The 22,161-nt window shown below is 66.5% G+C and carries 22 protein-coding genes; 12 read left to right on the forward strand and 10 right to left on the reverse strand.

Annotated elements, in window-relative coordinates:
- Position 1 precedes the first annotated feature (1 nt).
- From ACV22Z_RS01010 to ACV22Z_RS01025, 4 genes are all read right to left on the reverse strand, one after another.
- On the reverse strand, positions 2-127 hold the full coding sequence (locus tag ACV22Z_RS01010) for a hypothetical protein (protein ID WP_448074459.1): 126 nt from the start codon (positions 125-127) through the stop codon (positions 2-4).
- Positions 128-154: 27 nt separating this feature from the next.
- On the reverse strand, positions 155-496 hold the full coding sequence (locus ACV22Z_RS01015; RefSeq protein ID WP_448074460.1) for an NIPSNAP family protein: 342 nt from the start codon (positions 494-496) through the stop codon (positions 155-157).
- A 13-nt stretch (positions 497-509) separates the two neighbouring features.
- Positions 510-2,273, reverse strand: coding sequence for an FAD-dependent oxidoreductase (locus ACV22Z_RS01020; RefSeq protein WP_448074461.1), 1,764 nt, complete (start codon positions 2,271-2,273; stop codon positions 510-512).
- Positions 2,274-2,383: 110 nt separating this feature from the next.
- Positions 2,384-3,214 carry an SDR family NAD(P)-dependent oxidoreductase gene (locus ACV22Z_RS01025; protein ID WP_448074462.1) on the reverse strand — a complete coding sequence of 277 codons (831 nt, stop codon included), beginning with the start codon at positions 3,212-3,214 and terminating at the stop codon, positions 2,384-2,386.
- A gap of 189 nt (positions 3,215-3,403) precedes the next feature.
- On the opposite strand from ACV22Z_RS01025, the gene ACV22Z_RS01030 reads away from it, so the two are divergent.
- Positions 3,404-4,300, forward strand: coding sequence for a helix-turn-helix domain-containing protein (locus ACV22Z_RS01030; protein ID WP_448075133.1), 897 nt, complete (start codon positions 3,404-3,406; stop codon positions 4,298-4,300).
- 154 nt (positions 4,301-4,454) lie between these two features.
- Here the strand turns inward: ACV22Z_RS01030 and ACV22Z_RS01035 are convergent, their stop codons facing one another.
- The 3 genes from ACV22Z_RS01035 to ACV22Z_RS01045 all read right to left on the reverse strand — a co-directional run bounded on the left by ACV22Z_RS01035 (position 4,455) and on the right by ACV22Z_RS01045 (position 6,910).
- Positions 4,455-5,627 (reverse strand): 4-hydroxybenzoate 3-monooxygenase, encoded by a 1,173-nt coding sequence (locus ACV22Z_RS01035; protein WP_448074463.1) that lies wholly within the window; start codon positions 5,625-5,627, stop codon positions 4,455-4,457.
- A 131-nt stretch (positions 5,628-5,758) separates the two neighbouring features.
- Positions 5,759-6,100, reverse strand: coding sequence for a hypothetical protein (locus tag ACV22Z_RS01040; protein WP_448074464.1), 342 nt, complete (start codon positions 6,098-6,100; stop codon positions 5,759-5,761).
- Positions 6,101-6,103: 3 nt separating this feature from the next.
- Positions 6,104-6,910: an alpha/beta hydrolase gene (locus ACV22Z_RS01045; protein ID WP_448074465.1), complete on the reverse strand. Its 807-nt coding sequence runs from the start codon at positions 6,908-6,910 to the stop codon at positions 6,104-6,106.
- Positions 6,911-7,147: 237 nt separating this feature from the next.
- Between ACV22Z_RS01045 and ACV22Z_RS01050 the strand changes: the two genes are divergently transcribed.
- From ACV22Z_RS01050 to ACV22Z_RS01070, 5 genes are all read left to right on the forward strand, one after another.
- Positions 7,148-7,516 carry a DUF2784 domain-containing protein gene (locus ACV22Z_RS01050; protein WP_448074466.1) on the forward strand — a complete coding sequence of 123 codons (369 nt, stop codon included), beginning with the start codon at positions 7,148-7,150 and terminating at the stop codon, positions 7,514-7,516.
- 206 nt (positions 7,517-7,722) lie between these two features.
- Positions 7,723-9,054: a leucine-rich repeat-containing protein kinase family protein gene (locus ACV22Z_RS01055; RefSeq protein ID WP_448074467.1), complete on the forward strand. Its 1,332-nt coding sequence runs from the start codon at positions 7,723-7,725 to the stop codon at positions 9,052-9,054.
- 133 nt (positions 9,055-9,187) lie between these two features.
- On the forward strand, positions 9,188-9,424 hold the full coding sequence (locus ACV22Z_RS01060; RefSeq protein WP_448074468.1) for a DUF7661 family protein: 237 nt from the start codon (positions 9,188-9,190) through the stop codon (positions 9,422-9,424).
- Positions 9,425-9,631: 207 nt separating this feature from the next.
- Positions 9,632-10,075, forward strand: coding sequence for a MarR family winged helix-turn-helix transcriptional regulator (locus ACV22Z_RS01065; RefSeq protein ID WP_448074469.1), 444 nt, complete (start codon positions 9,632-9,634; stop codon positions 10,073-10,075).
- Between the two features lie 72 nt (positions 10,076-10,147).
- Entirely contained in the window at positions 10,148-10,711 is a 564-nt protein-coding gene (locus tag ACV22Z_RS01070; RefSeq protein WP_448074470.1) for an isochorismatase family protein, read from the forward strand.
- 115 nt (positions 10,712-10,826) lie between these two features.
- Here ACV22Z_RS01070 and ACV22Z_RS01075 read toward each other — a convergent pair whose 3' ends face one another.
- The gene (locus ACV22Z_RS01075; RefSeq protein ID WP_448074471.1) at positions 10,827-11,183 is read right to left on the reverse strand and encodes a hypothetical protein; all 357 of its coding nucleotides are present in this window, start codon (positions 11,181-11,183) and stop codon (positions 10,827-10,829) included.
- Positions 11,184-11,235: 52 nt separating this feature from the next.
- Positions 11,236-12,954: a SulP family inorganic anion transporter gene (locus ACV22Z_RS01080; RefSeq protein ID WP_448074472.1), complete on the reverse strand. Its 1,719-nt coding sequence runs from the start codon at positions 12,952-12,954 to the stop codon at positions 11,236-11,238.
- A 225-nt stretch (positions 12,955-13,179) separates the two neighbouring features.
- Here ACV22Z_RS01080 and ACV22Z_RS01085 point away from each other — a divergent pair, with 225 nt between their 5' ends.
- The gene (locus ACV22Z_RS01085; protein ID WP_448074473.1) at positions 13,180-14,487 is read left to right on the forward strand and encodes a mechanosensitive ion channel family protein; all 1,308 of its coding nucleotides are present in this window, start codon (positions 13,180-13,182) and stop codon (positions 14,485-14,487) included.
- On the opposite strand, the gene ACV22Z_RS01090 is transcribed toward ACV22Z_RS01085, so the two are convergent.
- Positions 14,393-15,814, reverse strand: coding sequence for an aminotransferase-like domain-containing protein (locus ACV22Z_RS01090; protein ID WP_448075134.1), 1,422 nt, complete (start codon positions 15,812-15,814; stop codon positions 14,393-14,395). The genes ACV22Z_RS01085 and ACV22Z_RS01090 overlap by 95 nt on opposite strands.
- A gap of 164 nt (positions 15,815-15,978) precedes the next feature.
- Between ACV22Z_RS01090 and ACV22Z_RS01095 the strand changes: the two genes are divergently transcribed.
- From ACV22Z_RS01095 to ACV22Z_RS01115, 5 genes are all read left to right on the forward strand, one after another.
- On the forward strand, positions 15,979-18,303 hold the full coding sequence (locus ACV22Z_RS01095) for an FdhF/YdeP family oxidoreductase (RefSeq protein WP_448074474.1): 2,325 nt from the start codon (positions 15,979-15,981) through the stop codon (positions 18,301-18,303).
- A gap of 12 nt (positions 18,304-18,315) precedes the next feature.
- The gene (locus ACV22Z_RS01100) at positions 18,316-19,233 is read left to right on the forward strand and encodes a bestrophin family protein (RefSeq protein ID WP_448074475.1); all 918 of its coding nucleotides are present in this window, start codon (positions 18,316-18,318) and stop codon (positions 19,231-19,233) included.
- A gap of 171 nt (positions 19,234-19,404) precedes the next feature.
- Positions 19,405-19,734, forward strand: a complete 330-nt coding sequence (locus ACV22Z_RS01105; protein WP_448074476.1) for a hypothetical protein — start codon at positions 19,405-19,407, stop codon at positions 19,732-19,734.
- A 309-nt stretch (positions 19,735-20,043) separates the two neighbouring features.
- A complete protein-coding gene (locus ACV22Z_RS01110) occupies positions 20,044-20,385 on the forward strand; it encodes a sugar ABC transporter ATPase (protein ID WP_448074477.1) in 342 nt (113 codons plus the stop codon).
- A 154-nt stretch (positions 20,386-20,539) separates the two neighbouring features.
- Positions 20,540-22,147, forward strand: coding sequence for an ABC transporter substrate-binding protein (locus tag ACV22Z_RS01115; protein WP_448074478.1), 1,608 nt, complete (start codon positions 20,540-20,542; stop codon positions 22,145-22,147).
- Positions 22,148-22,161: the final 14 nt, after the last annotated feature.

Raw genomic sequence — 22,161 nt, forward strand, 5'->3', positions numbered from 1 at the left:
GTCAGTCGGGCGGCGGCTCGGTGCCGCCGTACGCGAGCCAGCCGCCATCGACGTTCAGCACGGTGCCGGTGATGTCAGCTCGCCGCGTCCGATGCCGGAAAGGCGATCGCCGGCGTGCGTTGCTCATGTCGCCTCCCGATTGCGGTTGACCCGCTCAAGACGTCAGATGCCTGAGGCTCGGAAAATCCACGCGGCGGATGATCCGGCTCTCCTGCGCGACGATCAGATGGCCCGACGCCTGCAGGTAGGCCGGCCACGCCGGATCGGCATCGCGCGCGGTGCGTCGGGCGTCGTAGTCGGCGATGTTGTCGTAGCCCCACAAATGGACGACCTGGTTGAGCGCGCCGATGTCGCTCATGTAGAAACCGACGGGCGCGCCGAGATGCTCGAGCTGGACCGGCATCGCGAGGCGATCGAAGATCTCGAGGAATTCCGCCATGCCGCGCGGGCGGATCGTGTAGATGCGATGGTCGATGAAGGCTTTCGAGGTATTCATGGTCGGTGCCGGTTCAGGTGGTTTCGCGAACGCGTTCTGGGCTCGGCGCAACAGCGGCGGGTGCCGGTTCATACAGCCCCGCAACGTGACGCGCCGTCAGGTATCCGAACGTCATGATCGGCCCGAGCGTGATGCCCGCGCCCGGATAGTTGCCGCCCATGATGCTCGCGCGATCGTTGCCGACCGCGTAGAGCCCGGCGATCGGACGATCGTCCGCGGCCAGCACCTGGCCGGCGACCGTGGTGCGAATCCCGTCGAACGTGCCGAGGTCGCCCATCAGGATCTTCAGCGCGTAGTACGGGCCGTTACCGATCGGCGCGACGCAGGGATTCGGTCGATGATCCGGATCGCCGAGATAGCGGTTGAACGTGGTCGTCCCGCGGCCGAACTCGGGATCCTCGCCACGCGCAGCGCCTTCGTTGTAGCGCCGCACCGTGACTTCCAGCGCGGCCGCGTCGATGCCGGCGTGCTGCGCGAGTTCCGCGAGCGTATGGCCCTTGACGAGGTAGCCGTTGCGCAGCAACGGCCCCAGCGGCACCGGCGCAGGCTTCGCAAAACCGAGGCCGTACTTGCGGATCGTCGTGTGGTCGCAGACGAGCCACATCGCCGTGTCCGCGTCATCGCGGCACGCTTCGATCATCGCGGCACCCACGTCGTGATACGAATTCGATTCGTTGGTGAAGCGCTTGCCGCGCCGCGTCACGCCGATCACGCCCGGCTTGTAGCGATCGAGCAGGTGCGGAAAGACGGCGAACCGGCCGTTGCCGACCGGCACGCGGGACACGGGCATCCACGCGGCCGGCTGCGGATAGCGGATCTCGACACGACCACCCGCGCGTTCGGCAAGCTTCGCACCGTCGCCGGTATTGCCCGATGGAACCGGCGACACATGCTCGCCGCCGCGTCGCAGATGCGGGTACGCCTGTGCGATACGCGCCACGTCGTGCGAAAAGCCGCCACATGCGAGCACGACTGCACGGCGCGCAACGATGCGTTGTTCCGCGCCTTCTCGCTCCACCACGGCGCCAGTCACGCGGCCGTCATCCATGATCAGTTCGCGCGCGCCGGTACGCGTGAGAATCGGAATCCCGAGATCGAGCGCCGATTTCGCGAGCCGTGCGGCAAGCGCGTTGCCGCTCGTCACCTGCACGCCGCGGCGATACAGCGCGAGATCCTTCAGATGCGATGCGAGCCGCTTCGTCACGTACCACGCCGATTTCAGCGAACGCGTCGCGTTGAAGAAATGCTTGAGGTCCGCATTCGACGAATTGAACATCATCCCGATGAACGTGATCGTCTTCAACGGCGGCAGAAGCCGCTCGAGGTTCGGGCCGAGCCGGCGCGCATCGTACGGCGCCGCCACCACCGACCGGCCGATGTCGACGCCGCCCGGCACGTTCGGGTGATAGTCCGGATAGAGCGTCGGGACGAACCTGACCTCGGTTTCCCGCTCGAAGAATTCGAGCATCCGCGGACCGTGCTCGAGAAACGCGTCGATTGCGGCGTCGTCATGGAACGCGCCCGTTTCGCCGCGCAAATAGGTGCGCGCGGCTTCACGCGTATCCCGTACGCCGTTGGCCGACGCATGATGGTTGCCGGGAATCCACAAGACTCCACCGGAAAATGCGGTCGTCCCGCCGAAGCAGGCTTCCTTCTCGATGACGATCACGTCGAGCCCGGCCTTGCGCGCGGTAATCGCGGTCGACAGGCCTCCCGCTCCCGAGCCGATCACGAGCATGTCGCACATGAGCTCGTTCGAACGCTGCTGGGTGTTCATGGCGTCCCCTCCTGCTATGAGTCGCATCTGCGCCGTGGCACCGCCGGTGCCGCCATCACGCTACCGTGGCGGCGATCGCCTTCGGTCGCGACGCGAATGATGTCGTTGAATTACCCGGCGGTGCCGGCGTCGAAGCCCGGCCGCGGAACCAGATCCATCAGCATCGAATCGAGACCGCCGTCGACGACCAGCTCCGCGCCGTTCACGTACGACGCGCGCGGGCTCGCGAGGAATGCGACGACGTTTGCGATGTCGTCGGGCCGGCCGATGCGGCGGCTCGCCGTCATCGCGCTGCGTCGCGCCTCGATGTCGCCATGTGTATAGAACGACTCGGAAAGCGGCGTGCGGATCATGCCCGGGCACACGGTGTTGCTGCGCACGCCGCGCGGCCCCCACTCCGCCGCGAGCTGCCGCGCCAGCATCGCGACCGCGGCCTTGCTGGCGCTGTATGCGCCGCTGTACGTCTGAGGGTGACGGGCCGCGATCGACGCGACATGCACGAGCGCGCCGGCACCGCGAGCAAGCATTGCGCGCCCGAATACCTGCGAGCACAGCATGTAGCCCGTCAGATTGACCTGCAGCATCGCGTTCCACGCGTCGAGGTCGAGCGTGTCGATGCCGCCGGGACGCAGCAACCCTGCGTTGTTGACGAGCACGTCGGCCGTGCCCAGCTCGCGATGCACACGCTCGGCTGCGTGCGCGACGCTCGATGCGTCGCCGATATCGCAAGCGATCGCGACCGCGTCACGACCACGCGCGCGCAGTTGTTCGGCGAGCGCAATCGTCCTGTCGGCGTCCCGGTCGAGCAGCGCGAGCCGCGCGCCTGCGTCGGCAAGAACTTGCGCGATCGCGGTGCCGATGCCGCCGGCCGCGCCCGTTACCACACATATCTGGTTGTCGAGCGCCAGCCAGCCCGCAGCTTGAATCTCAGTCTCTGACATTTTTTACGGTATCCTGATCGATTGTCGAAGATGCGTTGCTTCGACGGTTGGATGCGACGCGAAATCAGCGCCCGGTGGGTGAATCACGCAGGCTGTTCCGGTGAAAAAAAGTATAGAAGCGCGTGGCGCGCGGAAATTGGACAAACGCAGCAAGCGGCAGGACAATTTGTACACAGGAGGCCAAACGGCATGAGGAGAATCCCTAACTACGACCTGTACGGCGAGTCGGCCCGTCCGCCTTGGTACAACGCGTTCAACTTCGAATGGATCCCGGAGCGCAGCCGCCCGAACGACTGGCATATCGCCGCGCACCGCCACGACGCGCTATTGCAGATTTTGTACATCCGGGGAGGAGACGGACACGTCGTGATCGAGAGCGGGAAGCACGCGTTCGATCCGCCGTGCATCGTGCTGTTGCCCGCACAGACCGTGCATGCATTCGAGTTCACGCCGGAAATCGACGGGCTCGTGATCACGGTCGCGCAACGCGCGCTGGAAGCATTGATGAAAGTGGCCGCACCGGGCGTGCTGCCGATCCTGCAGCGTGCTGCCGTCGTTCCGGTCAGGGGGCCGGATAACAGCGTGTCGATGCTGATGCCGCTGTTCGACCTGCTCGAGCAGGAATTTCGTGGCGGCGCGCGCGGCCGGGATGCCGCCGGGATGGCGCTGCTGGTTGCGCTATTCGTGCAGATCGCCCGCCTCAGCGATCTCGCCGCCGTGCCGTCGAATGCCGGCGCCGATCGTCGCAGCGCGCTGCTGCAACGCTTTCGCGAACTGATCACCGCGCATTTTCGTGAACATCGGCCGGTCGAGTTCTATGCGGAGCGGCTCGGCGTGACCGCCGCGCAGCTTGCGCGAATCTGCCGGGAAGAACTGGGCACGTCGCCGACTGCGGTGGTCAACGAGCATGTGATTCGCGAGGCGCAACGGGATCTCGTCTACTCGAACCTGAGCGTCAAGCAGATCGCACACGAAATGGGTTTCGACGACAGCGCATACTTCAGCCGCTATTTCCGCAAGCAGACCGGGCTGACGCCCGGCGCATTCAGGGAATCGGCGCATCGGGACTTGATGCTGGCGTCCTAGGCGCTGTTCGGGCCAGTAACGGGCATGCGAACATGCGTTGCCGGCTGTCCCCCGACGGGACTTCCTTCGGGCGCGTACAAGAAGCAAGGAGCGCTGTCTGGACGAGCCAAACAAGCGACGCGCGACGCGTACAACCCGCGTCGCGCGGGAAGCGTCAGACCGCCACCGCTCCAACGTAGTTTTCCGCCATCGCCGTTGCCGCCGGCCGCGACGTCGTCACATGCTCCAACTCCGCGACCTGCAGGCGCTGCTCGAACGGCGACGCGTCGTCGAGACGATGCATCATCCGCGTCATCCAGTACGAGAAATGCTCCGCGCGCCAGATCCGCCGCAGCGCGGTTTCGCTGTACGCATCGAGCAGATCGGTGCGGTTTTCCTGATAGAACGCCTGGAGCGCCGTCGTCAGGATGCGCACGTCCGACACCGCCAGGTTCAGCCCCTTCGCGCCCGTCGGCGGCACGATATGCGCGGCGTCGCCCGCCAGGAACAGGCGGCCGTGCTGCATCGTCGTCGACACGAAACTTCGCATCCCGACGATATTCTTCTGGAAAATCTTTCCTTCGACCACGTGCTGGCCGTCCGCCGAATCGACGCGCGCATGCATCTCCGCCCAGATGCGGTCGTCGGACCAGTTGTCGACCGAGTCCTTCGGATCGCACTGGAAATACATGCGCTGCACGTTCGGCGAGCGCGTGCTGACGAGTGCGAAACCGCGTTCGTGGCGTGCATAGATCAATTCGTCGGACGAAGGCGGCGCGTCGACCAGAATGCCGAACCAGCCGAACGGAAAGACCCGTTCGTAATCCTGGCGCAGCGCGGCCGGAATCGCCGCGCGCGACACGCCCTGCGAGCCGTCGCAGCCGATCACGAAGTCGCAGTGCAGCGTGTGCGGCTCGCCTTCGTGCACGAAACGGATCGAAGGCGTATCGGTGTCGATGTCGGCAATCGTGGTGTCCGACACGTTGAAATACAGTGCGCCATTCGCGGCGACACGCGCGGCGACGAGATCCTTCAGCACTTCGTGCTGCGCGTACACGGTGATCGCCTTGCCGGTCAGCCCGGTGAGGTCGATGCGGCGGCGCTTGCCCTCGAATGCCAGCTCGAATCCGTGATGCAGTGCGCCTTCCGCTTTCATCCGGTCGCCGACGCCGGCTTCGGTCAGCAGGTCCATCGTGCCCTGTTCGAGCACGCCCGCGCGGATCGTGGATTCGATCTGTTCGCGGCTGCGGGTCTCGAGCACGACCGAATCGATCCCGCGCAGATGAAGCAGATGGGAAAGCAGCAGGCCCGCGGGCCCTGCGCCGATGATGCCGACTTGCGTACGCATGTTCGTCTCCTGGTGGAATTGATTTTGCGCAAGTTTGGCGGCCGCACCGGGTATCGCGCAACGCGATATCGAGAATAGGCAATATCTCCAAAGCAAATAGAACCGGACCCGCGCCGCATGACCGGCGGCGGTCATCGCCCCGTCAGTTTCCGGAGAATGTCCTGCAGCAAATGCTCGTGCTGATCCAGTGCTTCGTCGAGCGTACGGGCGGCGAAGGCCGGGTTGTCCTGCGCCTGCAGACCGGCGACGCGCGTGACGAACAGGCAGGCATCGCCGGTCTTCGCATCGGATACGCCGCGAAAGCGCGTCGTGATCGTCACGCCGGATTCGTCCAGCACAGTGCGACGGAACACGAGATCGTTCTCCGACATCCAGCGCGACCACGCGCCTTCGTCGAACACTTCGACGGGTGCGTCGTTCGCATCGAGGATGTAGAAGCGTCGCCCTTCGGGCGGACCGGAGCGGGGCTTCATCGCTCAATGGCGCGGCGCGAGCAGGAAGCCGATCGCGTCCTGCCACCACGCATCGTTGACCAGGCCGATCCAGTCGTTATGCTCCGCGGACTTCACGACCGTCAGGCGTTTCGGATCGGCGAGCGCATCGTAGAGCCCCTCGCCGAAGCGCGCTGGGACGATGCTGTCGTGCTCCGCGACCGCCACCACGACAGGTCGGCCGAACGACGCAAGATGGGCAGCGCTGTCGTAACGGTCCCGCAGCAGCCAGGTCACGGGCAGCCACGGATAGTGATGCGCGGCGACATGCCCGAGCGTGTCCCACGGCGTGATCAGCAGCAAGCCGGTCACGTTGTCGCGCTCGCGCGCGCCCGCCTCTGCCGCCACGCCGGCGCCGAGCGATTCGCCGACGAGCAGCAGCGGCATGCCGTAGCGGCGATGCGCAATCGCGATCGTCTGCTGCGCGTCGGCCACCAGGCTCGCTTCGCTTGGCGCTCCGTCGCGCGGCCCGTAACCCGGATATTCCGCGAGGATCACGCGCAGTCCCATGCGGGTGAGTGCCGTCGCGTAGTACGAACGGTACCCGGCATGCCCGGCATTGCCATGGAACACGATCGCCGTCCCGCGCGCGGCGCCGGCCGGCTCGGCCACGAGGCCCCGAAAGGCGTCCGTCGACGGCCACGCTTGCAGTTCGCCGGAGACGATCTCGCGGACCGTGATTCTCTCCGGGAAGTAGATGAGGCGATCCTGCACCATGACGACTCCCGCGAACGCGACAACACCAACCAGACACGTGACGGCGACACGCAGCGCGATCCCGACGGGCTTCATCGCGGCGCGCCCAGGCGATCCACCGGATCCATCGTTATGGCGGCGCATCGGGCGTCCACCGGCGAATTCGCAATCCGCTCCATTCTTTTCCGCTACGCTGTATCCCGTTCCCGCATGCGCACATGCGGACGGAACAATCGGTGATATATCGACAAACAAGCATACGCCTGACGGTCAGATGGCGCGCAACGCGCATTCCGATACCGCAGCGTTTCCGTCGAACCCCGCAACGACACCATGATCTGGCTCGCGAATACGGTTCTGGTCCTGCACGCGATGCTCGTCATCTTCATCGTCGGCGGGCTGCTCGCGATCTGGGTGGGCACCGGATTCAAGCACAGCTGGGTGCGCAATCGCGCATTCCGGATCACGCATCTCGGCGCGATCGGCATCGTCGCGGCGCTGGCTGCGCTCGACCTGCCGTGCCCGCTCACGGTCGTCGAGGACCGGCTGCGCACCGGCAGGACCGGCCCGCAGGGTTTCATTCAGCATTGGGTAAGCGTCTGGATGTACTACGATTTCCCGGGCTGGGTGTTTGCCGTCACCTACGTGGCGTTTCTGCTGGTCGTGGCCATCACCTGGCGCCTGATCCCGCCGCGATCGTGATGAGCGCCGTCGGAAGCAGCCACCTCGGCCCGGCCTCCACCTGAAGACGAGTCCCCGGGCCGCTTGCCGGCGATCCCGCACGTATCGGCTTCGTATCGGCTTCCGGCCCCTGCCCGGATCGGCCCGTTGGTGGCCGCGAACCGTTCCCGGTAGAATCGGCGCGGCCGGGCCGAACCCTCACCGGCAACAGAACCCCGCTTTCCACTGTGACAACCACGCTCGAACAACTTCGCGCCGGACAACTTTCCGGTGCCCGGCACCTCAAGCTCGCTTGCGGGCTGACCGAATTCCCGCGCGAGATATTCGATCTTGCCGACACGCTGGAAACGCTCGACCTGTCCGGCAATGCGCTGTCGACGCTGCCCGACGATCTGCCGCGACTGAGCCGATTGCGCATCCTCTTTGCGTCCAACAATCCGTTCACCGAATTGCCCGACGTTCTGGGCGAGTGTCCGCAGTTGAGCATGATCGGCTTCAAGGCGAACCGCATCCGCAAGGTTTCGGGGAAATCGCTGCCGCGTGCGCTGCGCTGGCTGATCCTGACCGACAACGAGATCGAATCGCTGCCGGCCGAAATCGGCCGCTGCTCGCGGCTGCAGAAGCTGATGCTCGCGGGCAACCGGCTGCGCGCGTTGCCTGACGAAATGGCCGCATGCACCCGGCTCGAACTCGTGCGGCTGTCGGCCAATCGATTGACCGCGTTGCCCGAATGGCTGTTGCGCTTGCCGCGCCTTGCGTGGCTCGCGTACGCGGGCAATCCGCTCGGCGCGGCGCTGGAAGCGGCGGCATCGGCCGATACGGCCCTCGCCGATCTTCGCTGGGAATCGCTGACGCTCGAGCAGAAGCTCGGCGAAGGTGCGTCGGGCGTCATCTATCAGGCAACGCGCGTGACGGCTGCCGATCATGCGCCGCAGCCCGTTGCGGTCAAGCTGTTCAAGGGCGCGGTGACGAGCGACGGATTGCCGGACTGCGAAATGGCCGCCTGCATTCACGCAGGGCAGCATCCGAATCTGATTCCGGTGATCGGCAAAGTGAAGGACCATCCGATGGACACGCACGGCCTCGTCATGGAACTGATCGATCCGGCGTTCGCGAATCTCGCCGCACCGCCCAGCCTGGATTCCTGCACACGCGATGTCTATGCGGAGGACGTGCGATTCGATCCGGTGTCGGCATTGCGTATCGCATACGCCATCGCATCGGCCGCCTGTCACCTGCATGAGCGCGGGATCATGCATGGCGACCTGTACGCACACAATATCCTGCATGGCGGCGCCGGGCGCGCGTTATTGGGCGATTTCGGCGCTGCGTCGTTCTATGCCGCCAGCAATCGCACACTCGGATCGGCATTGCAGCGGCTGGAGGTGCGGGCATTCGGCCATCTGCTCGACGAGCTGATCGAGCGATGCGAGCCGGGTACGCTGCGCGACGCGGGCGAACTCGAGGCCCTCATCGCCGCATGCCTGAGCGAGAGCGTGGAGAGCAGGCCTTCGTTCGAAACGATCGCCGCCAGCTTGCTGCCGTGGACGGCGGCATGAACCCGGCGCAGCGAATGCGCTGAAGCGACTGGATGCCCCCGTCCTTCAGGCGTCCTCCATCAGTTGCTGCTCGTTGAAATAGCGGCAGGCGCCACTCAGGATTCGCTCAACCTTCAGGAGAGGAGCCGATTCGATGAAAGACGAATACCGTTTCAACGCTTTCGGACGCCTGCTTGCGGTCGTGCGCGACCGCGATCGCTGGGTGGTGTTCGACATCGGCGCCGAAGGCAAGCGGCGCCTGGCCAATCTCCATTTCCCGACCGCGCTCGCCGCAGACGAACTCGCGCAATACATCGGCGACCTGCTGCATGAAGACGCGACGCCGCGCAACGGCGAGGTCCGGCCGATCGGCGCAGGCGGCCGCGACTAGCGTCGTACGCCCCGTCAACTCACTGCGTCGTGCGTCACGCAGGACAGCGACCGGCTGCGCAAAACGCGCCGCCTCCCAAACCCGCCCATTCAAACCGTTCCCCGCTGTCGTTCGCATGCCCCCGAGCCGGGGCCCTCATCGCTGTGCACCCAACTAAATCGACAGTTTAACTTGTAAGTTAAACTTTCTTCTTCTACGATCCGCTCCATGACCTCCGCACGCCAAACCGATCCCGCCGCCGAAACCGTCGTCGCCGACCTGACGCTCGCCGTCGGGCAACTGATCCGCCGCATCCGGTCGGAAGTCGATTCGAGCGGGCTCAACCTGTCCCAGATCAGCGCATTGGCGCGGCTGGAGCAGAACGGACCGATGACGACCGCCGACCTCGCCCGCGCGGAATCGATGAAACCGCAATCGATGAAGACGATCCTCGCGAGCCTGGAGGAAGAAGGCCTCGTCGAGCGCCGGCCGCACCCGACCGACGGGCGGCAGATCCTGTTCGTGCTGACCGAAGCGGGCATCGAGGAAAGACGCAAGCGCAACGTCGCGAAGCGCGCGTGGCTCGTTTCCGCGCTCGCCAGACTCGATCCGGACGAAACCCGAACACTGATCGCCGCGATTCCGCTGATCAAGCGGCTCGGCGAATCGTAAATCTCCCCCTCCGGAAGGCCCGCGATGCTACGCGCCTTCCGGCCGCCAACCGCCTGCCCGAAGGAAGCCACCATGAGCGCAACACGTCTCGACCCGACCTCCGCATTGATCGTCATCGATCTGCAGAAAGGCATCACCGCCCTCACCACCGCCCATCCGGCTGCCGACGTGATCCGGCAAGCGGCCGTACTGGCCGACGCCTTCCGCCGGCGCGGCCTGCCGGTCGTGCTCGTCAACGTTGCCGGCGGGGCGCCGGGCCGGACGGAGCACGCGGGCCTCAGCAGCCCGTTGCCCGATGACTGGACCGATCTCGTGCCCGAACTGAACCGGCATCCGCACGACCATGTCGTGACGAAACGCACGTGGGGCGCATTCACCGGCACCGGTCTCGACGCGCACCTGAAGGCCGCCGGCGTCACGCAGATCGTGCTCGCGGGCATCGCGACGAGCATCGGCGTCGAGTCCACCGCGCGCCAGGCGCACGAACTCGGCTACAACGTGACGCTCGCCGTCGACGCGATGACCGACCTGAACGCGGACGCGCACGCGAACAGCATCGCGCGGATCTTTCCGCGGCTCGGCGAGAGGGGTTCGACGCAGGACATCGTCGCACTGCTCGATACGCTCGATGCGTGATCGCGGAGCGGACGTGAGCGGCGGACCCGCGCGGTCCGCGCCTGACCGCGCACCCGCCCCCGCCGACCGGCTCGATCCGTCGATCTGGAAGGTGAGCGCGATCGCAACCGTGTTGCTATGGCAACCACATCAGCGCGATCGACATGACGAGCAGCAGGCTCAATCCGACATTCAGCCGTCGCCATTGCGCATCGGTCCGCAACAGCCGCGCGAACAGAAGACCGGCCGCGCACCACAACGACAGCGACACCATCGCGGCCGCACCGAACGCGATGCCGAGCAAGGTGCCGAGCAAGGTGCCGAGCCGCAGCGGCCCGGGTGCAAGCGCCGCAAACGACGCCGCAGCCCCGAGCGTCATCGCCCATCCTTTCGGGTTGTGCCACAGCATCCAGACGCCGCTGACGAACCCCCGCGGCTTGCGCAGATGTGCGTCGAGACGGGGCGGGCCGCTGCGCCCGATCCGAACGGCCATCGTCGCGCGCATCGTGCGCACCGGCTCATTGGCGTCCTGCCCGGCTCCCGCGCTACAGCGTGCCCGCCTCGTGCATTTCCGGATTCACGCCCGCGGCCGCGAGCGCCTCATGCAGCGTCTTGAAGATGTTCGACGGGCCGACGATCGGCGTGATCCCGTGCCGGTCCATGTCCGAGCGCAGGTAGCGGTTCACGCGGCCGAACAGCACGACGATGTTGCGCTCGCGCAGCGTCTTGATCAGATCGCTGACCGTGCGCGCGGCCGAGTAGTCGAGATCGGTGATCGCGCCCGCGTCGACGACGAACCAGAGCGGCGTCTCGGGCGCCGCGTCGATCAGTTCGGTCACTTCCTCGGCGAACAGATTGTCATTCGCGAAAAACAGGTCCGAGCCGAACCGGTAGACGATCAGCCCCGGCGCCGTCATCGCGCCGGGCCGCGCGGGTATCGGCTGCCACCGCCCCGTTTCGGCAGCGGGTTCCAGCACCATCGTGTGCGGACGGTAGCTGTGCCGCACGTGCCGCAGCAGCGACAACGCGATGGCGAGCAGGATGCCATGCTCGACGCCGGCGATCACGACGGCGGCGGCCGTCACCAGCGCCAGCGTGAATTCGCCCGGGCTCTCGCTGCGGATCGCCATCAGACTGCGCACGTTGATCAGGCCGAGCGCGATCGTGAACACGATGCCCGCCAGCACGCCATGCGGCAGATACTGCAGCGTCGGGCTCAGGAACAGCAGCACGACCGCCACGACGGCCGCGAACGCGAGTTGCGCAATCTGGCTGCGCGCGCCGGCGCCGGCAGCCATCGCCGTCTGCGTCGGACTGCCGTTCACGACGAACGCGCCGCTGAATGCGGCCACCGTGTTCGCCGCGGCGAGCCCGAGGATGTCGGCATTGGTGTCGACCTCTTCGCGGTACTGCTGCGCGAACACGCGCGCCGCGGCCGCGCTCTGCGCGATGATCATCACGAAACACGACGCCGCGACCGGCACGAGATCGAGCCATTGCTGCCAGGTCACGGCCGGAAAGCGCAACGGCGGCAGGCCGCCCGCGACAGGCCCGAGCACCGCGATGCCGTGCGCGGCGAAACCGAACGCATAGCTCGCCGCGATGCTGCCCGCCACGGCGATCATCGGCATCGGCACGCGCGGCAGGAAGCGCTTGCCGCCGAGAATCGCGACGACCACCAGCGCTGCCAGCGCCAGCGTCGGCAGGTGCGCGTGGCCGATGTGTTCGACGACATACGTGAACTGCGCGATGCTGCGCGATGACGGAATCGGCACGGCCATGCCGAGCATGTCGCCGAGCATCGCGATCGACACCTGCACGCCGACGCCCGCGAGGAAGCCGACGAGCACGGTCCGCGACAGGAAATCGGCGAGAAAGCCGAGCTTGAAGATCCGCGCGAGCAGCAGCATCACGGCGGTCAGCAGTGCGACCATGCCGGCCAATGTCACGTACTCGGCGCTGCCGATCGGCGCCATCGACGCCACGCGGCTCGCGAAGATGGTCGCGGTGGCGGAATCGGCGGCCACCACGAGATGCCGCGACGCACCGAACAACGCGAATGCGACGAGCGGCAGGAACACCGTATACAGGCCCGTCACGGCCGGCATGCCGGCGATGCGCGCATAGCCGAGGACTTGCGGGATATCCATCGACGCGAGGGAGATGCCCGCGAACACGTCACGGATGCCAGAGGCCCGGTTGATCGGAAGAATGCCTTTCAGAAGGCGCACGCCTGACGGCGGTTTGTCGTTTGAATCGCTCATGCAGACATCGTATCGTCGGAACGTCTTTCGTGCATCGCGCCCGCGCGCACGCGCGACGCCTGGCGCGGCAGAAACAGAGGAGCCCTGTCTAATGGTGAGAATGTTCGGGAGTCCCGGAACCCAGGCGCCGCCGCGCTGTCCCTTTCATGCGCCCTTCGGCCCGGGCGCGCGCCGCGACGCGGCGCCGGATCAACACACAAGAAACGAAGAACCCTGCTACACCCCATGACCCTGAATGACATCTGGATTAGCCCGCTCGTCGGCTCCGTCATCCTGCTCGCCGCGTCGTGCGCGATCGGCGCGGCTGTCCACTTCCTGCTGTTCCGCGTGGTCGCGCGACTCGCCCGGCTGTCGGCCACGCGCGTCGACGACGCGCTGTTCGAGTTCGGCGCGTTCAAGTGGCTCGCCCGCGCCGTGCCGTTCGTCGTGGTCAAGTTCGGCCTCGGGATGGTGCCCGGCGTGCCGGCGGCCATCGCGCAGGCTGTCGACAAGACGCTGTTCGCGCTGATCGCGTTCGTCGTCACGATGACGATCAGCGCGACGCTGTCCGCGCTCGAGCACACGTATCGCTCGAGCCGGCGCGACCAGCCGCGCCAGTCGCTGAAGGGCGCGATGCAGGTCGTCAAGCTCGTGATGTTCGGCACCGCCGCGCTCGTCGTGATCGGCGATGCGACCGGCAAGCAGATCGGCTTGCTGCTGTCCGGGGTCGGCGCGATGTCGGCGGTGCTGATGCTGATCTTCAAGGACACGCTGCTCGGCGTCGTCGCCGGCGTGCAGCTGTCGTCGAACGACATGCTGCGGATCGGCGACTGGATCACGATGCCGTCGGCCGGCGCGGACGGCACGGTCATCGACATCACGCTGAACACCGTCAAGGTCGCGAACTTCGACCATACGATCATCACGGTGCCGACCTGGAAGCTGATCACCGAGAGCTACCAGAACTGGCGCGGGATGACCGAGGCCGGCGGGCGGCGCATCAAGCGCGCGCTGTTCGTCGACGCGACGAGCGTGCGGTTTCTGAGTACCGACGAGCTCGAACGGCTCGAGCGCCTGACGCTGCTGAAGGACTACCTCGAGGACAAGATCGACACGCTCACGCAGTGGAACGGCGCGCTCGGCGCAGACGGCGAATGCGCGGCGAACCGCCGCCAGCTGACGAACCTCGGCACGTTCCGCGCGTATGTCGTGAACTATCTCGCGCGGCATCCGCGCATCCGCCGCGACATGACCTGCATGGCGCGGCAGCTGCCGCTCACCGCCGAAGGCATTCCGCTCGAACTGTACTGCTTCACGGACACGACGACGTGGGTCGACTACGAGTCGATCCAGGCCGACCTGTTCGACCACCTGATCGCGGTGCTGCCGGAGTTCGGGCTGCGCATCTACCAGCATCCGTCGGGGTTCGACATGCGGCAGATGACGGCCGCGGTGCCCGTCACCCCCGCGCACACTCCGCGGCCAGCCGCCCCAGCGTCTTCAGCGCCGCCTCGATCTGCCCCGACCATGGATAGCTGTAGTTCAGCCGGATGAAATGCCGGTAATCCGTCGTGGCCGAGAACATGTGTCCCGGCCCGACGGTGATCCGCTGCGCGAGCGCCATCTGGTACAGGCGCATCGCATCGACCTGCGGCGGCAGCTCGACCCACAGCACGTAGCCGCCCTGCGGCTGCGACAGCCGCGTGCCTTCCGGAAAGAAGCGCCTCACCATCGCGCTCATCAGGTTCGCCTGCTGCGCATAGCGCTTGCGGATCCGCCTCAGGTGCAGGTCGTAGCCGTCGTGCTTCAGGTACTCCGCGATCGCGAGCTGCTCGGTCACGGGCGTCGCGAGCGTATTCAGGAATTTCAGCTTCTCGACCTGATCGCGATATCGCCCCGGCATCGCCCAGCCGATCCGGTAGCCCGGCGACAGGCTCTTCGAAAACGACGCGCAGTGCAGCACGAGCCCGTTGCGGTCGAACGACTTCAGCGCGCTCGGCCGCGCGTCGCCGTAATACAGCTCGTGATAGACGTCGCTCTCGATCGCCGGCACGCCGTGCTTCGCGAGCAGTTCGACGAGCGCGCGCTTGCGGGCATCGGGCATCTGGAAGCCGAGCGGGTTCTGGAAATTCGGCATCACCATGCACGCGGCGATCCGCTCGCGCTCGAGCATCCGCTCGAGTGCCGCAAGATCGATCCCGTCGGCCGGATGGGTCGCGACCTCCAGCGCGCGCATCCCCATCCGCTCGATCGCGTGCAGCATCGCGTAGAACGTCGGCGATTCGACGGCGATCGTATCCCCGGGCCGCGCGACGGCCTGCAGGCACAGGTTGATCGCTTCCGTCGCGCCGATCGTCACGACGATCTCGTCCGGCTCGACCGCGATGCCGCTTTCCAGATAGCGCCGCGTGATCTGCCGGATCAGCTCCTGGTTCCCGGGCGGCAGGTCGTCGATCACGCCCCAGCGCGAGCGCCGCCGCGCGATCGACTGCGCATGCCGCGCGAGCCGCTGCACCGGAAACTGCGTCGCGTCCGGATACGGCGACCCGAGCGGCACCGCGTCGTCGCGCGCGATCGTGCGCAACGTCGACAGCACGAGCCGGCTCACGTCGACGGTCGACGACGTCGCGACCGGCGCCGACTGATGCAGCTCGGGCACGCCCGTCGGCTCCATGCGCGCGCGCACGAAATACCCGGACTGCGGCCGGCTCTCGATCGCGCCGCGGCTTTCGAGCACCAGGTATGCGCGCAGCACGGTCGTGATGCTGAGCCGGTGCAGCCGGCTCGCCTGCCGCACCGACGGAATCCGCTCGCCCGGCCGGTACATCCCGCGATCGATCTGCAACTGGAGATCGTCGGCCAGTTTCTCGTAGCGCTTCACCTTCACACCTTTCAAAATCCCTTCACAAACACAATTCCAGCACAGTCTCGTTGCGCACTGCCGCAGATTGGCGAAACTGTACTCTTTTTTGAAGTGAACAGGTGTACACACAGGCGGCGCCGGGTCCCGCGTACCCTCCACACATCGACCCCGACCACTGCATCATGAAAAAGAAATCCGCCACCGCGCGCATCGAGCCTTACACCCACCCGGCCGCCGGCTGGGGTGCGCTGAAAGCCGTCACGATCAACCTGATCAAGGAGAAGGTCGCAGGCGGCAACTACCGGACGCTGCTCCGCCAGAACCAGCCCGACGGCTTCGACTGCCCCGGCTGCGCGTGGCCGGACCGCCAGCACGCATCGACGTTCGAGTTCTGCGAGAACGGCGTGAAGGCCGTCGCAGCCGAAGCGACCAGCAAGCGCGTAACGCCCGAGTTCTTCGCCGCGCACACTGTCACCGAGCTGCTCGAACAGACCGACTACGAGCTCGAACAACACGGCCGCCTCACCGACCCGATGATCTACGACGCGCGCACCGACCGTTACGTGCCGGTTTCGTGGGACGCCGCGTTCGAGCTGATCGCGCGTCACCTGCGCGCGCTGCCCGACCCGAACCAGGCCGCGTTCTACACGTCCGGCCGCGCGAGCAACGAGGCGGCGTTCCTGTACCAGCTGCTGGTGCGCGTGTACGGCACGAACAACTTCCCCGACTGCTCGAACATGTGCCACGAGGCGACGAGCCGCGGGCTGCCGCCGTCGGTCGGCGTCGGCAAGGGCACGGTCACGCTCGACGACTTCGAGCACGCGGACACGCTGTTCATCTTCGGCCAGAACCCGGCGACGAACCATCCGCGGATGATGGGCGAGCTGCGCGAATGCGCGAAGCGCGGCGCGACGATCGTGTCGATCAATCCGCTGAAGGAGCGCGGGCTGGAGCGCTTCGCGGATCCGCAAAGCCCGCTCGAGATGCTGATGATGTCGGGCACCAACATCGCGTCGACGTTCATCCAGCCGACGATCGGCGGCGATTTCGCGCTGCTCAAGGGGATGGCCAAACGCGTGCTCGAACTCGACGACGCAGCGTGCAAGAACGGCGCGCCGCGCGTGCTCGACACCGCGTTCATCGCCGAGCACACGGCCGGCTTCGACGCGTTCGCGGACGACCTGCGCAACGAAAGCTGGTCGGCGCTGACGGCCGAAAGCGGCGTGCCGTACGAGCAGATCGACGGCCTCGCGCAACTGTACGCGCGCAGCGAACGCGTGATCGCGACGTGGGGCATGGGCCTCACGCAGCACAAGCATTCGGTCGCGACCGTGCAGATGCTGACGAACCTGATGCTGATGCGCGGCAACATCGGCCGCCCCGGCGCGGGCCTGTGCCCGGTGCGCGGCCATTCGAACGTGCAGGGCAACCGCACGGTCGGCATCGAGGAGAAGCCGACGCAGGCGTTCCTCGACCAGCTCGGCAAGGTGTTCGATTTCGAGCCGCCGCGCCGGCACGGCTATGACGTCGTCGAGACGATCGAGGCGATGCTCGAAGGCCATCTGCGGGTGTTCATCGGCCTCGGCGGCAACTTCGCGATGGCGACGCCCGACACGCCGCGCACGTGGGAAGGGTTGCGCCGCTGCGACCTGACCGTGCAGATCACGACGAAGCTGAACCGCAGCCACCTGATCCACGGCCGCGACGCGCTGATCCTGCCGACGCTCGGCCGCACCGAGATCGACCTGCAGGACAACGTGCCGCAAGGCGTGACCGTCGAGGATTCGATGAGCATGGTGCACGTGTCGTACGGGATGAACAAGCCGGCGTCGCCGAACCTGATGTCGGAGACGGCGATCGTCGCGCACATCGGGCATGCGCTGTTCGGCAGCGGCAAGATCGACTGGCTCGCCTACAAGGACGACTACTCGAAAGTTCGCGACGCGATCGAGGCGACGCTCGACGGCTTCTACGACTACAACGCGCGCATCGCGAAGCCGGGCGGCTTCCACCTGCGCGTCGCGTCGCGCGACCGCGAATGGCTGACGCCGACCGCCAAGGCGAACTTCATCGCGCACGCGCTGCCGTCCGACACGCCGATCCAGCGCGCCCGCGCGCAGCACGGCGAACGCCTGATGACGCTGATGACGACCCGCTCGCACGACCAGTACAACACGACGGTCTACGGGCTCGACGACCGCTATCGCGGCGTGTTCGGCCAGCGGCGCGTCGTGTTCGTGAACGCCGGCGATCTCGCGATGCTCGGCCTGAAGGCCGGCGACTGGGTCGACATGGAAACGGTGTGGCACGACGGCATCGAGCGGCGCGCGAACGGCTTCCTGCTCGTCGAATACGACATTCCGCGTGGCTGCATCGGCGCGTATTATCCGGAGACGAACCCGCTCGTGCCGCTCGACAGCGTCGGCGACGTCTGCAATACGCCGACGTCGAAGTCGGTGCCGGTACTGCTGCACCGCGCCGCCGCGCCTGCGTCGCAAGCCGCCTGAAGGAGAGTCGCGATGATCGTCCGCCCCCGCGAGCACTGGCTGCGGATGCTGTTCGTGTGGAACGGCTCGGTGCTGCAGGCGATCCTGCCGCAGCTCATGCTGACGCTCGCGATCAGCATCGTCGCGCTGTGGACCGGCGGGCGCGTGATGGGCGAGAAGGTGCCGTTGAACCCGACGCCGTTCACGCTGATCGGTCTCACGCTCGCGATCTTCGCCGCGTTTCGCAACAACGCGAGCTACGACCGCTATCGCGAAGGGCGCGCTTTGTGGGGCGGCGTGCTGACCGCGACGCGCACGCTGACGTCGCAGGCGTTCGCGTACCGCGTATTCGACACTGACGGCGAGCGCCACGCGTTCGTGCGCACGGTGATCGCGTTCGTGTATGCGCTCAAGCATCAGCTGCGCGGCACCGATCCCGACGCCGACCTGCGCCCGCTGCTCGATACGCAGACCTATGCGCACGTCGCGCCGCTGAAATTCCGGCCGATTGCGATCGTGCACACGTTGCGCACGGCGTTCGCCGCGCGCGCGGACGCCGGCCGCCTTGCTGACACGCGCCTGTGGATGCTCGATGCGCGGCTCGACGAGCTCGTCGCGATGGTCAGCGGCTGCGAGCGCATCGCGACGACGCCGATCCCGTTCTCTTACGACGTGCTGCTGCACCGCACGATCTACGCGTACTGCATGCTGCTGCCGTTCGGCCTCGTCGACTCGATCGGCGCCGCGACGCCGTTCGTCACGGTGTTCGTCGCATACACGCTGATTGCGCTCGACGCGATCGCGCATGCGATTGCCGAACCGTTCGGCACCGGCCCGAACCATCTTGCGCTCGATGCGATCACGCGGCAGATCGAGCGCACGCTGCTCGAACTGAACGGCGAGCCGCTGCCGGACGAAGTGAAGCCCGGCAAGTACTATCGCCTCACCTGACGCGCCGCCCTCGCCCGCCCTCGCCGCCGCTCGCCGCCGCGCGCCGCACGCCGCATCGCACGTAATAAACCCTCACAATCGATACAAACCGACCGTCAACAAACGCGATTCGCCACCCGTTCTTGGGGCAAGCGCCGGAAATTCCTCCGCGCAACGACAGGAGAAAACACCATGCGAGCCCTCACCCGCCACCTCGCCATCGCCGCCACGCTGATGTCGGTCCTCACCGGCACGGCCTTCGCCGATACGCCGTGGCAGAAAGCGCATCCGCGCCGCGAAGAGGTGAACCAGCGCCTCGCGAACCAGAACCGCCGCATCCATCACGAAGTGAAGGAAGGCGAGATGTCGCATGCCGAGGCCGCGCGCCTGCATCGCGACGACCAAAAGATCCGCCAGGAAGAGCGGGACATGGCTGCGCAGGACCGCAGCCATCTCACCAAGCCGGAACAGCGCGTGCTGAACCAGCAGGAAAACGCGGTCAGCAACAAGATCGGCCAATAAGGCGGCCTATAAGTCCACTAATAAGCCCACCAACAAGCCCGCCAACAAGCCGGCCAATAATTCGACCAACAAGCGCTCCGCCTCGGTGAACTTCGGACGCCCGCTGCCGCCTCGCCGGCAGCGGGCGCTTGTTGTATCGAATCGTTTCAGCGTGCAATTCGCGTCGCACCCCGCGGGTATACTCCGCCGTCAGCCGCTATTCGCATCCGCTGCATCACGCAGCGCGATTCCGAGTAGTGTCGTCGCGAAGCTTCGCGTTTCGCCTGCCCCCGCGTTCCAGCCTCGACACGAGAGACACGACGACCCATCATGAAACGATTCCTGCTTCTCCTCCCCGCCGCCGTACTCGCCGCCTGCGGATCCGCACCGTCGTCCGACACGGCCGCTTCCGGCTCACCCGGCGCGAACGCGATGATCTACGTGTCGTCGCAGCGCCCGGCAGGCGCGATCGCGAACTGCCTCGGCAGCCGCCTGTCGAGCGTGCACCGGTCGCAGCACAACGGCGTGACCGACATCAGGGTCGGTTCGCGCTCCTACTTCGTCACGCTGACGCCGTCGGGCGCCGGCTCCGTCATCCGGGTCGAGCGCGGCTCGGGCAGCGAGCCGCCCGAAGAAGCAATGCGCTTCGCGATCGCACGCTGCGCGATCTGACGCGCGCCACGGCGCCGGGCGTGCCCGAGCGCCTTGCAAGTACAGGCCGTGCCCGTGCTGCGGCCCGTGCTTGCCACGAATACGCTCGAATAGTTTCGATCAGGCCCCCGTCGATGAGAGAATCGCACCACGATCCCTTTCCGATGGAGCCCGCATGAAGCATCTGTTGTCCAGGCTGTTCGTCGGTGCCGCGCTCACCACGCTCACTGCCCTCACAACGTTCACGCCCGCGTCGCCGGCCCAGGCCGCGACGCCGCCCGGCATCTTCGTCGTCGCCACGCAGCTCGGCGAATTCACGACCCTCGACCCGAGCGTGATCTACGAGCTCGTGCCGTCCGAGTACGTCGCGAACACCTACGAACGGCTCGTGCGCGTCGACCTGAAGGACCCGACGCGCTTCGACGGACAGATCGCGCAGTCGTGGACCGTCGGCGCCGACGGCGTCACGTACACGTTCAAGCTGCGCCCAGGGCTCACGTTCCATTCCGGCAATCCGCTGACCGCCGACGACGTCGCGTGGTCGCTGCAGCGCACGATCCTGCTCGACAAGGGCCCGGCCGGCGTGCTCGCCGATCTCGGCTTCACGAAGGCGAACGTCGCGCAGAAGGTCCGCGCGATCGATCCGCAGACCGTCGTGCTCGAGACCGACCGCAAGTACGCGCCGAGCTTCGTGCTCAACGTGCTGAGCGCCTGCCCGGCATCGGTGTTCGACAAGAAGCTGCTGATGTCGCACCAGCAGGGCAACGACTTCGGCAGCGGCTGGCTGCGCACCAACGACGCCGGTTCAGGCCCGTACAAGCTCGTCAAGTGGACGCCGAACGAGAGCATCTCGCTGCAGCGCTTCGACGCGTACCGCACGCCGTACCCGATGCAGCGTGTCGTGCTGCGCCACGTGCCGGAAGCGTCCGCGCAGCGGCTGCTGCTCGAGAACGGCGACGCCGACGCCGCGCGCAACCTGAGCCCCGACAGCCTCGCCGCGCTCACGAAGGCCGGCAAGATCAAGGTCACGGCGTGGCCCGTCTCCGCGCTGCTGTATCTGAGCCTGAACACGAAGAACCCGAACCTCGCGAAGCCCGAGGTGCAGCAGGCGATGAAGTGGCTCGTCGATTACGACGGGATCCAGCGCGGCATCGTCAGCACGACCTACAAGGTGCACCAGACGTTCCTGCCCGAAGGCTTCCTCGGCACGCTGAACGCGCGGCCGTACAAGCAGGACGTCGCGAAGGCGAAAGCACTGCTCGCGAAGGCCGGCCTGCCGAACGGCTTCGACGTGACGATGGACATGCCGAACGACTATCCGTACCTCGAGATCGCGCAGGCGCTGCAGGCGAACTTCGCGCAGGGCGGCATCCGCGTGAAGCTGATCGCGGGCGACGCGAAGCAGGCGATCGGCAAGTATCGCGCGCGCCAGCACGACATTTTCATCGGCGAATGGTCGCCCGACTACATGGACCCGAACAGCAACGCGCGCGGCTTCGCGTGGAATCCGGACAATTCGGACCAGTCGAAGGACAAGATGCTCGCGTGGCGCAACAGCTGGGACATCCCGCAGCTCACGAAGGACACCGAGGCCGCGCTCGTCGAGCCGTCGCCGGCGAAGCGCGCGCAGCGCTATGAAGCGCTGCAGAAGGCCGTGCTCGCGAATTCGCCGTTCATCATCATGTTCGAGAAGGTGGTGCAAGTCGCGACGCGGCCTGGCGTGACGGGTCCGGAGATCGGGCCGATCAACGATCTCGTGTCGTATCGGACGTTGAAGAAGTAACGAAGAACCCGGCG

It is taken from the genome of Burkholderia sp. PU8-34, assembly GCF_053427725.1.